At 38.6% G+C, this 10,545-nt stretch carries 11 protein-coding genes; 7 read left to right on the top strand and 4 right to left on the bottom strand.

The genetic code is table 11. The features are described from left to right. Positions 1-172: 172 nt before the first annotated feature. From H6G57_RS07455 to H6G57_RS07445, 3 genes are all read right to left on the bottom strand, one after another. Complete coding sequence (locus H6G57_RS07455) at positions 173-604, bottom strand: type II toxin-antitoxin system VapC family toxin (protein WP_190517275.1); 432 nt, start codon at positions 602-604, stop codon at positions 173-175. Then, positions 601-879: a hypothetical protein gene (locus tag H6G57_RS07450; RefSeq protein WP_199314048.1), complete on the bottom strand. Its 279-nt coding sequence runs from the start codon at positions 877-879 to the stop codon at positions 601-603. Before H6G57_RS07450 ends, H6G57_RS07455 begins: the two co-directional genes overlap by 4 nt. Before the next feature lie 112 nt (positions 880-991). Next, positions 992-1,891 carry a hypothetical protein gene (locus H6G57_RS07445; RefSeq protein ID WP_190517273.1) on the bottom strand — a complete coding sequence of 300 codons (900 nt, stop codon included), beginning with the start codon at positions 1,889-1,891 and terminating at the stop codon, positions 992-994. Between the two features lie 278 nt (positions 1,892-2,169). On the opposite strand from H6G57_RS07445, the gene H6G57_RS07440 reads away from it, so the two are divergent. The 4 genes from H6G57_RS07440 (at position 2,170) to H6G57_RS07425 (ending at position 4,589) form a co-directional block, all read left to right on the top strand. Continuing rightward, the gene (locus tag H6G57_RS07440; protein ID WP_190517272.1) at positions 2,170-2,709 is read left to right on the top strand and encodes a GNAT family N-acetyltransferase; all 540 of its coding nucleotides are present in this window, start codon (positions 2,170-2,172) and stop codon (positions 2,707-2,709) included. Between the two features lie 81 nt (positions 2,710-2,790). After that, positions 2,791-2,976, top strand: a complete 186-nt coding sequence (locus tag H6G57_RS07435) for a hypothetical protein (RefSeq protein ID WP_190517270.1) — start codon at positions 2,791-2,793, stop codon at positions 2,974-2,976. A gap of 134 nt (positions 2,977-3,110) precedes the next feature. Further along, positions 3,111-4,331 carry a DNA double-strand break repair nuclease NurA gene (locus H6G57_RS07430; protein WP_190517269.1) on the top strand — a complete coding sequence of 407 codons (1,221 nt, stop codon included), beginning with the start codon at positions 3,111-3,113 and terminating at the stop codon, positions 4,329-4,331. A gap of 33 nt (positions 4,332-4,364) precedes the next feature. Next, entirely contained in the window at positions 4,365-4,589 is a 225-nt protein-coding gene (locus tag H6G57_RS07425) for a hypothetical protein (RefSeq protein ID WP_072718182.1), read from the top strand. A gap of 37 nt (positions 4,590-4,626) precedes the next feature. On the opposite strand, the gene H6G57_RS07420 is transcribed toward H6G57_RS07425, so the two are convergent. Further along, positions 4,627-5,520 (bottom strand): prephenate/arogenate dehydrogenase, encoded by an 894-nt coding sequence (locus H6G57_RS07420; RefSeq protein WP_190517267.1) that lies wholly within the window; start codon positions 5,518-5,520, stop codon positions 4,627-4,629. 267 nt (positions 5,521-5,787) lie between these two features. Here H6G57_RS07420 and H6G57_RS07415 point away from each other — a divergent pair, with 267 nt between their 5' ends. From H6G57_RS07415 to H6G57_RS07405, 3 genes are all read left to right on the top strand, one after another. Further along, positions 5,788-7,326, top strand: coding sequence for a pentapeptide repeat-containing protein (locus tag H6G57_RS07415; RefSeq protein WP_190517265.1), 1,539 nt, complete (start codon positions 5,788-5,790; stop codon positions 7,324-7,326). A 72-nt stretch (positions 7,327-7,398) separates the two neighbouring features. Further along, complete coding sequence (locus H6G57_RS07410) at positions 7,399-8,955, top strand: pentapeptide repeat-containing protein (RefSeq protein ID WP_190517263.1); 1,557 nt, start codon at positions 7,399-7,401, stop codon at positions 8,953-8,955. Positions 8,956-9,086: 131 nt separating this feature from the next. Next, positions 9,087-10,541: an ATP-dependent DNA helicase gene (locus H6G57_RS07405; protein ID WP_375539508.1), complete on the top strand. Its 1,455-nt coding sequence runs from the start codon at positions 9,087-9,089 to the stop codon at positions 10,539-10,541. Positions 10,542-10,545: the final 4 nt, after the last annotated feature.

The following is a 10,545-nucleotide window of genomic DNA, read 5'->3' as shown; positions in this document are numbered from 1 at the left end:
CAGAAAAATTATCCCCTGAGCAAAACTCCCGACCATTCAGTTAGAATTACTCAGTTTTTTCGCCTCATTCGGCAAAAATTGGGGAGTCAAATTGAGTCCCCAATTTGGGAAAATGAAACAGCCCTGCCTTATTAAGGGGGGTTAGGGGGGATCAAATTTGGGTTAGATGAAATTAGGAAGATTTTGGATAAAAAACTCTAACAAAGGGTTGACTCCGATAGCGTCGATAAACATCAAAATCTTTATCTAAAGTAGCGATCGCAGAAATCTTTAAGTTTTCAGAAATAGTAATCAAAGATAAATCTGCAAAATCACCCGGTAAGTCTTGATAAATTTGATTAAGTTCAGCAATCCTGATATAATTATCAGGAGTAAGATTTGCAGTGATAAAAACACCTGTTGCTAAAGCCGATAAAAACTCATTTTGAACTCTAATATCAGGTGCAAGTAGCCACATAACTTCAGTCACACAAGCGACAGTAGTGATCAATTGACTGGTACAGATCGAAAAAAATTCAATAACTTGTTGATGATAGCGATCTTTAACATCATAAAACGCCACAATTATTCCACTATCAATTAAAATTAACGGGTAATTATTCATGGCAATTCTTGACGTTGTTGATTCCATTTTTCAATCCGTTCAGCGATGACTTGTTTACGGACATCTCGATCCGATAAATCCCCTGATCCTTGTAATAAATGTTTAGGTGGATATCCCCCCATTCTTTCTAAAACCGTTTGAGGCGGTTGTAAATTTAACCAATGATTTCGTAATAATCGTTTAATCAGTTCCTTACTGTTAGTTTTTTCGTGAGAGAGAATTTCGGCTAAATATTTTTCAGATTCATCATCTAAATCTAAATTAATTATTAACATAGGTTTAATGGGGTGTAGAGTTTAGCATTTTATTATTTTAGCAGAAGCAGGGGCGGGTTTGTATTGGTTATTAGTGTTAGGTGGATAAGAAACCCGGTTTCTGTAGTTCTAATTAGGGTTGAGGTTTCACCACCTGAAAAGATTGATAAAAAACTTGCCAATTTTGTTGTTGTAACTGTTGCCATAACTGATTTAAGATATCATCCTCTAAAATAGGAAATTGTTGTTTAGGGTTACGAGTTAACCCCTCAATTTCAATCGGTTTTTCTGAAACAATTCCTAAATATTCCTCAACGCCTTCTCCATCAAATTTAATAAAGCGATTTTTTTGAGTTGCTATTGAACCCATTTGTGGTAATAAAATCGGAGGTTGATCAATTTTATTATCGGGTGCAAAAGCTAAGGAGGGACAAACCAGAAACCGAGTATTTGTGTTTAATTCTCGATTTAATAATAATAAATAACGGTCAGGATAATTTAGGTTTAACTCCATTCTCAAAGGTTCGTTACAAGGAATAGTCGGGGTCGAGTTTACAGGTTCTTCCCAATACATTCCTCGGACAGTTGGTGCAAATTTAATCCAGTCGAGTTGCGGGTTTCCTTGGTGTTTAAACTGTTCCCAAAGTTGATTAAATTGCCATCGAGGAAATTTTTTATCGTGTAACCAATGATAAACTTGTTGCCAAATTCCTTTTTCTCCTTTTCTGCGATTAATTAAAGCAGCAATATTAACCTGATCCTGAATTAACTCTTTTTCATGGATTTTGATTAAATAATTTTCAATTACTTCATTTTGCAGTCTTTGAATATTATCCTGACAATACCCTAACTGTTGTTTGATTAATTTTAATAAAGAATCTTTTTGGGGATCACTGCTTTTGTTGCAAATATTATAATTATCGGGATGAAAGCGCAGTTTAAAAAAACATTCTTTTTCCCGTTTGTTTACGGTGACATCATCTTTAAACAGTATTGTTGCCAATTCATCCAGAAAACTTGCGTATTCTTTCATCTTTCCCTCCGCCAATTCGTCCTAGGCTTTAATTTATTTGATCATAACATTAGATCCTAAAAAAAACAAACTTTTCACCCAATTGTCATTTGCTGTCATTTCCGGTAATTTGTGGGATTTTCAGATATTTAATGGAATTTAATGGATTTAAAATTACTTAATTTATATTCTGTAATTTGATTAGATTTAATCGCAAAAACATGAATTTAAAACGATGTAAGTTATTCAATTAGTTGCTACAACTAAATCAGTTAACTTGCAACTATTCAGTAACGAATATGAAATTTACCCTCGGTCATCCTAGTGATAAACGCTTCTGGAAGCAGGCTATTAAGATGTTAGGAGATGATGCCAATATGAAATGGGTTTTGCAGGGGGCGTTATCAGAATATCAGGCGATCGCAGCATTAGAAGATTGGGAACAACATTGGGAAAAATACGGTTTTGGCAACTATTTTGCCTTAGACCGACAGGGAAAAGAATTATTAGGATTTGTCAAGGTTTACCATAGCGATCGCTCTGCTTTTGTTAATATTGGTTATGCCCTAGATCAACCCTATTGGGGTCATGGTTTAGGCACAGAATTAGCAGAAACCGCCTTAAAAATTGGCTTCTTAGAACTCAAAGAACCTCAATTAGTGGGTTTTGCCCGATGCCAAAATCATGCGAGTCGTCGTATTTTAGAGAAGGTTGGCTTTCAGAAAGTTAAAGAGTGTTTAATTGAAGATCGAGATTATTGTTTATATCAAATTTCCCAAGAACGCTATCTGCAACGGTTGGAAATTACAGCAATGACCTATACCCCTATTTCCCAATAGATTGATCATATTCCCCCCTTTTTAAGGGGGGTTAGGGGGGATCTTTCCCAGGTTAAAACAATTAAAATTTTGGAGAACAATATGCTTGATAAATGTGAGGAAATGTATTGCCCTTGGGTCAGAGATACACAGAAACCCGACCATTATTACTGCTTACGGTGTAAAAGAGAAAGATGGGTTAATCGGTCTATATCCGATGAGGGAGAAGGCTTTGTGTGGATTATTTTATTTGTAGTTGGAGTTGGAATTGCGATCGCCCTTCAATAATATTCTATCCGTTTATCTGTTAAACTGGTATTAATAAACCCCTTCGTTGTTGCGGAAGATAGCTTAATCGTTGAGACTGAAACCCAACAACGGGGGAAGCTTAAACTTAATACCGGAATTACCAATAAAACATAATGTTAGATCTAACAAAATTGTCCCAACAAATGCAAGGGATGAGTCAACATATTAATCGCGAAGCAGAAGCATCTCGAAAACGGATTGAAATTGCTTTGAATTTGATGGAACAAGCAAAATTAAATTCTGAAAATTTAATGCAAAAACATGAAGAATTTAAACAGAGGATTATCTTTAAACCCGCGACTCCCTTAGAACCTTTAAATCATTATCCCTATATTGTTGAACCTCCTTTAGCTCATACGGTATTCGCAACGGATGGTTCTCAAATTGCACCCAGTGCCCATGAAATTGCCTATTGTTATTTAATTAATGTGGGGCGGGTGATTTTACATTATGGTCAAAGTCGTCACCCGATTTTAGATAGTGTTCCTGAAATTTATTATCGTCCTGAAGATTTATATTTATCCCGTCAATGGGGAATTAAAACAGAAGAATGGATGGGCTATCGTCGGTCTGTTTCCGAAGCAATTATTTTAGCAGAATCGGGACAGCAATTATTAGAAATTTCCCCAAATCAACAGTTAAATGTTCCCACTTTAGCTTTAGTTGATGGTTCATTGGTTTATTGGTTTTTAGAACAATTACCCTCAGAAGCACGGGATTTAATTTTACAGCCCATTTTACAATCTTGGGAACAGTTAAGGTTAGCCAATATTCCATTAATGGGTTATGTAAGTGCCTCTCGCAGTAGTGAAAGTTTATCTTTTTTACGGTTACAAGCTTGTACGTTTGAAGAACCTAATTGTTTAAAATATTGTCCAGGTACGGGGGGAATGAGTGCAACAGGAACCGAGAAAAAAGCCCCTTGTCAAGTGTGTGATCCCTTGCGGGATACGGTATTATGGGAGTCCCAATTAAAACCCGGTCAACGCAGTCCGTTTTGGCGGTCTAATTCGTCAATTTTAGATTTATATGATCATCATCAAATCTATTTTTGTTATGTCAATGTCGGGATGGAAATTGCTCGTTTAGAAGTTCCGGCTTGGGTAGTTGAAAATTCGGAACAATTAGAGTTAGCATTAGGAATGGTAATCGCCCAGGTTCAAAAGGGATATGGCTATCCGGTAGTGTTAGCTGAAGCCCATAATCAAGCGGTTGTTAAAGGGGGCGATCGCACTCGATTTTTTGCTATGTTAGAACAACAAATGATTAAAGCTGGATTAAGAAATGTGGGAATTTCCTATAAGGAAGCGAGGAAACGGGGTAGTATTGCTTAAGAATTACGAATTAGGAATTACGAATTACGAATTATGACCATTGAATTAATTATTTTATTGGCTTCATTGTTGGTGGCTTGGTTGGTTTTTACTTGGGCGGTTCAGGTTTTAAAAGCGAGTATTAGTACGGCTGTTGCGATCGCTGCTATTGTATTAATATTACAGCTTGTGTTTGGAATTGGGCCCCAGGAGTTATTCGATTATTTGATGCAGTTACCGCAAACGTTATGGAATTTGATTGTTAATCATCATTCTTGAGGGGGGAATGAGAAAGCCCTGAAGGGCTTACTACGGGTTAGAGATTAAATTTTAGACGATCATCATGATTTTGATGTAATTGTTTTTCTAAGGTTTGCCAGTCTTCTTGTTCAATATAAGTGGTAATTTTATCTAAGGTTTGACGATAGGATTGTAGAGAACGTAATAAAGCATCCCGATTATATTTTGCCATCATTAATCCCAGTTCAGGATTCCCCCCACCAACGCGGCTGGTATCTCGAAATCCTGAACTAGCAAAATAATGAGCTAACAAGGCGACATCGGGGTTATCTTCCTGTCTTAAAGCTGCGATTAAACTACCACTAACGATGACAGGGAGATGGGAAATCCACGCCACAGCCCGATCATGTTCTTCCGGTTGACAATGATAAATTTTAGCTTGCAATAAATCCACAATTGATTCTACAATTTTAATAGATTCGAGGGGTGTGTTAGCGGTCGGTGTTATGACATAAGGTTTGTTGACAAATAGATGGTGTTGAGCCGCATTAATTCCGGTTTGCGTGTTCCCTGCCATCGGATGTCCGCCCACAAAATTAGGCCATAATGCTGAACAATTTTCGACAATCGGTTTTTTAACAGAACCCACATCCGTTAAAATGGTGTGAGGTTGTAAATAAGGAATTAATTTTGCTACTGTGGGAGCAATAGCAGCAATGGGTGTACAAATAAAAATGATGTCAGCTTGACTCATTAAAGACAAATCAACACTGGCTTCATCAACAACTCCTCGTTTAACGGCAATATCACAAATTTTTTGTTCGAGACTAATTCCCAAAATCCCATAGGATGGAGAGGGAGAAGCAGAAGGATTATTCGAGATTTGTGCTTGGGTTTGTTGCCGATGGGTATATAACTCTAAACCAAGAGATCCTCCAATTAAACCCAATCCGACAATACCAATATTCATCAATCAATACTCCATTTAATTATTACAAAAAAATTGTTCTAAACCAATCGATTAAAATTCACCGTAAAACCGCATTTTCAAAAAAAGTTAAAGGGTCTTTAATCGATCCTTAAAAGCCTCACTATTGAGTTAAATATAAAAAGGATTGTATCAGGTTAGAACTAACATTTATCAAGTCGTTTTCACCCTTTCATGGGTAGATATATTCTACCGTATTTTGTTATAATTTTATAAAATCTACCTAACAAAGTTGGAGAGTTAGAAGGCATGGATGCCGATGAACTTCTGCTCAAATATGAATCAGGCACAAGAGACTTTAGGGCGATTCTGCTTTGTGAAGCCAATCTCAGTCGAGCTAATCTGAGCCAAGCCAACTTGAGCCAAGCCATTTTGAGTATTACTAATCTCAGTGGCGCTAATCTATCAGAAGTGAATCTGAACCAGGCAAAACTGAATGTTGCCCGTCTCAGTGGTGCTAATTTAAATCGCGCCACCTTGGATGATGCCATTCTCAATGTTGCCAACCTGATTCGGGCTGATCTTCGAGAAGCATCCCTGATGAATGCCTCTCTGATTCGGGCTGAACTGATGCGTTCCGATCTTACCCATGCTGTATTGATGGGAGCAAATCTCAGTGAAGCCGATTTGCGAGAAGCCACTTTGCGACAAGCCAACCTCGAACAAGTCAATTTGAATGGCGCCAATTTAACCGATGCGGTTTTCATAGGTTGTAATTTAGAACGGGCAAGTTTACATCGCGCTTGTGCGACTAAAGCAGATTTTAGAGGCGTTAATTTAAGCAATGGTGAATTGAGACAAATTAACTTATCTAAAGCTAATTTAAGTGGGGCTGATCTCCGAGGGGCAAATCTACGCTGGGCCGATCTCAATGGTGCTAATTTAAGTGGGGCAAATTTAGAGCAAGTTCGGTTAAGTGGGGCAAGTTTATGTGGAGCGAATTTAACAGGGGCAAACCTGATGAATGCGGTTTTAATTCATGCCGATTTAACCCAAGCTAATTTAATAAATGCTGATTGTACGGGTGCTGATTTAACAGGTTCTTCCTTAACGGGATCTAAACTGTATGGAGTCTCTCGTTTTGACTTAAAAGCGGAGGAAATTACCTGTGATTGGATTGATTTAAGTCCCCTCGGAGATAGTAGCCATATTCAAACCTTTAGCCCTAAAGAAGCGAATAAATTTTTTAATGCTACCTTTCCTACGGTTGAAATTAGCGTTGATACCCGATTAGGATTTGAAGACCATACAATTTTAGCTAAAATTTATCATGATCTTCAACAACAATCCTCATTATTTAATCAACCTCCTACCCTGGAAGTTAACTCACGACGAACCGTGATTTCATTCAAAATTGAATCGAATGAACAACTGTTGAGCTTGGCTTATGTGGCTATTTTGCCGTTTCAGGATGCGGATGCAACCCAAAAGGCAATTGAAGCCGCGATTAAACAGTTAACTCCAGAAACCTGTAGCCAACTTCCTGTACAGTTATCCAATCGGATTGTACAATTGGGGGTGGAAATGGCTCAACAAATTCGCCTTTTAAGCGATATCAGATTAGATCCAAAAATTGAATGCTCAACGCCTTTCTTTCTCTATCCCACACGAACCCTTCTCAAAAGTTCTAGCCATCAACATTTAATCTTGCATAGTCATTCTTATTTTGGTAGAAGTTTAGTCAGAGATTCTGGCTCTTCGGAAAGTTCAGAATCTCTGAACAATCCCTCTTTAAACCCCAAGCCTCTTGATGTAGAAACCCTTTTAAATTTTATCAAAGGATTTTAATTCCCTTTTATCTTTGTTGAATTAACAACAGTGAATCACCATTTATTAAATCAGGGTTAGAGGATCATCATTATGATTGAAAGTGAATTAGTCAAAGTCTACCAAATTGTTAAACAATACCAGGAAGGAGAGCGGAATTTTAGTGGGGTTAACCTGAATGAAACCAATTTAAGCCGCATCAAACTTAGTCAAGCGAATTTAAGTCAAGCTTCTTTTATGGTTGCTAATTTAACCGCCGCTAATTTAAGTGGTTGTAACCTCATAGGAGCTAATCTCAATGTAGCTCGACTCAGTAATGCCAATTTAAGTAAAGCCATTTTAGATCGAGCGACGTTGAATGTTACTAATTTAGTTCGGGCTGATTTAAGTGAAGCTTCTCTGATTGAAAGTTTATTAATTCGAGGAGAATTAATTCAAGCGTTACTCAGCCAAGCTAAATTAATTCAAGCTAACTTAAATGGTGCAGATTTAAGAGAAGCCAAAGTTGAACAAGCAGATTTTACCCATGCAAATTTAAGTGGGGCGAATTTACGCGCTATTTTTGGGGTCGGAACTTGCTTTAGGAGGGCGGATTTAAGAGGAGCTAATTTAACAAAAGCCGACTTACCCAAAGCCGATTTTAGTTATGCGGAAATGCGACAAGCCAACCTCACCCATGTTAATTTAAGTGGGGCGGATTTAAGTGGCGCTAATTTACGGTGGGCGGATTTACGCGGCGCCAACTTAGCGGGGGCAAATTTAAGTGAAGCCAACCTGAGTGGGGCAAATTTAAGTGGGGCGAATTTAAGTAATACTAATTTAGTTAAAGCCAGTTTTGTTCACGCGGATTTAACTCAAGCTAATTTAATTCAATCGGACTGGGTAGGCGCGGATTTATCAGGAGCTACCTTAACCGGAGCCAAGCTTTATGAAGTCCATCGATTTAGTTTAAAAGCAGAAGATCTCAAATGTGACTGGATTGATTTAAGTCCCAATGGCGATCATAGTCATGTTATCCAGTTTAATCCTGAAACCCTGAGAAAGTTTTTTCATCAAAGCCTTCCCACGGTTCAAATTTTCATTGATGCGCCTTTAGATTTTGAATCTAATTTAAGTTTAATGATGATTTATCATAAATTATCTCAAGTCTATCCTGTGATGAATCGTCCCCCTAGTGTTGATGTGGATTATCGACGCACGACCTTAACCTTTTCCGTGGAACGGGAAGAACATTTATTTCCCATCGCTTGTATGATCATTTTTCCCTTTGCTGATGCCTCCTCAACTCAAAAAAATATTATTAATTTAATGAGAAGAATTAAAGAAGAAAATTTAGGAAAAAATCGAAAAGTCCAGATTTTAACCGCGATGAATCAAGTGATTATTAAAGCCAATGATTTTAAAGCCTTAGTCCGAGAAACTCAGAAGAATTATCCGTCTCCTTTCTTTAAAGCCGCAACCCAAACTTTACTAAAAAATAGCAGCCAACATAGTTTAATTGTTCATAGTCATATTAATTTTGGAAAACGCTTTGATGAATTATCGACTCGTCAAATGGATGCGGATTTAACCCTCAATTCCCGTCAAACCACCCTTCCTGATTTTAATCAGGTGGTTGAGTTTATCGAAAGCTTTGATTATCTGGGGTAATCAGGGATAATTAACAGATATTACCATTCTATTTGTGTTTCTGGACGAGTTTGATAGAAGTTGAAGTCCATAACTTATTGCGAAACTTTCTAAAGTCGCAAACAGAGGTTCCTTGGCCCCATCATCTCACGATGGCTCGTTTGGTGGCCAGAGCCTTGCGATTGGGACGAAATGCCTTAATTCAAACGGGTATACCCCCCAACTATGAACACCACTCCTATCGGTTTAGTTATTGGATACCCTTGTTAGTTTGGCGTCAACCTACGATTGTTGTTGCACCGGATGGGATTTTGGACGAACTGCAAGGGCTGGATTTGTCAGAATGGATTAACTCACAAACCTTAAATCATCCTGATTTAATCCCCAATAAACCGATTGTCAGGGGCAATTCTTGGCCTGATGAGGGCTTTCCAGGGGTGTTGTTGACCTCCCCCCAAGCTTGGCTATCTGATCGTTTAAAGCATAAAAACAGCTTTCCGCAACAGGTGGTGACGGTGATGGATGGGGTCGATGATTTAGAAGCTTGGACACGCCAAACCCTCACCGTGAGTTTGCACCCCCAGGACTGGAATCATCTGATGGAACAGCAACCCCAACAAGCGGAAACGATTCGAGATGCACGGGTACACCTAACACGGCTACTCTTCCAACATCCCCCCAACCCCTATCAATGCTATTTATTAGACAGTCCTGAACAGGAGATCCTTGAGACACTCTATCCAGTCCTAGATTGGAGCTTCGATCCCCTGTTGGTACAATGGCAAGAATTTTGGCAACGTTGGCAACTTTCAGAACAATTAAAATGGGTGGTTGTCGATCGAACATTAGGAACATTTTCTCTGTTTTGTGGGCCGATAGATGTGGCATCAGAGTTAAAAGTTCTTTGGCCCCAACAGCCTGTCGTTTTAATTGGGGGGGCCTTGGATTTAGACAAAACCGCCCCAGTTTACCGTCAATCTGTGGGATTAGGAGAAATTACGGGTGTAAAATTTACCCCAGATCGGCAAAGTCAACTGATTCAACTTTATATTCCATCGGGTTTACCCTTACCGAATACTCCTCAATACCAACAGGCTTTGATTAAAGAGATTTATACAGTTTTATGTATGAGTTTATCTGTACCGGGTTTAAGTGTTTTATTAATCGGAGATGTGCCCTTAAAAGCTCAGGTTAGTACGGCAATGGCGGCAGAATTTGGTTCACGGGTACAGGTAGAAACCACTAATTTGTCTGAACATGGGGTTTTAGTCACGGGTTGGGAGTTTTGGCGACAACATCAAGGACGTTTACCTTCTCCTCATTTATTAGCGATCGCAACTTTACCCATTCCGTCTTTAGAAGATCCCTTAGTCGCCGGACAAGTGGCCTACTATAAACAACGACATCTGGATTGGTTTCGCTTCTATTTATTACCAACGGCTTTAAGTGAGTTACAACGAGCCGTCGCCACCGTGCGCGATAGTCAAGGAGTTGTGGCATTATTTGATAGTCGAGTTCTACATCGCAGTTATGGAGAACAGGTTTTAACAGCCTTAAGTCCTTCCGCCCGGATTAATTATTTAGATACGTTGTGGTTAGTGCAATAGCTAT

Origin of the sequence: Planktothrix sp. FACHB-1365 (assembly GCF_014697575.1) — a bacterium.
GTDB lineage: Bacteria > Cyanobacteriota > Cyanobacteriia > Cyanobacteriales > Microcoleaceae > Planktothrix.
Note: the sequence above shows the minus strand (reverse complement) of the source record. Positions and strands in the feature narration are given on the sequence as shown.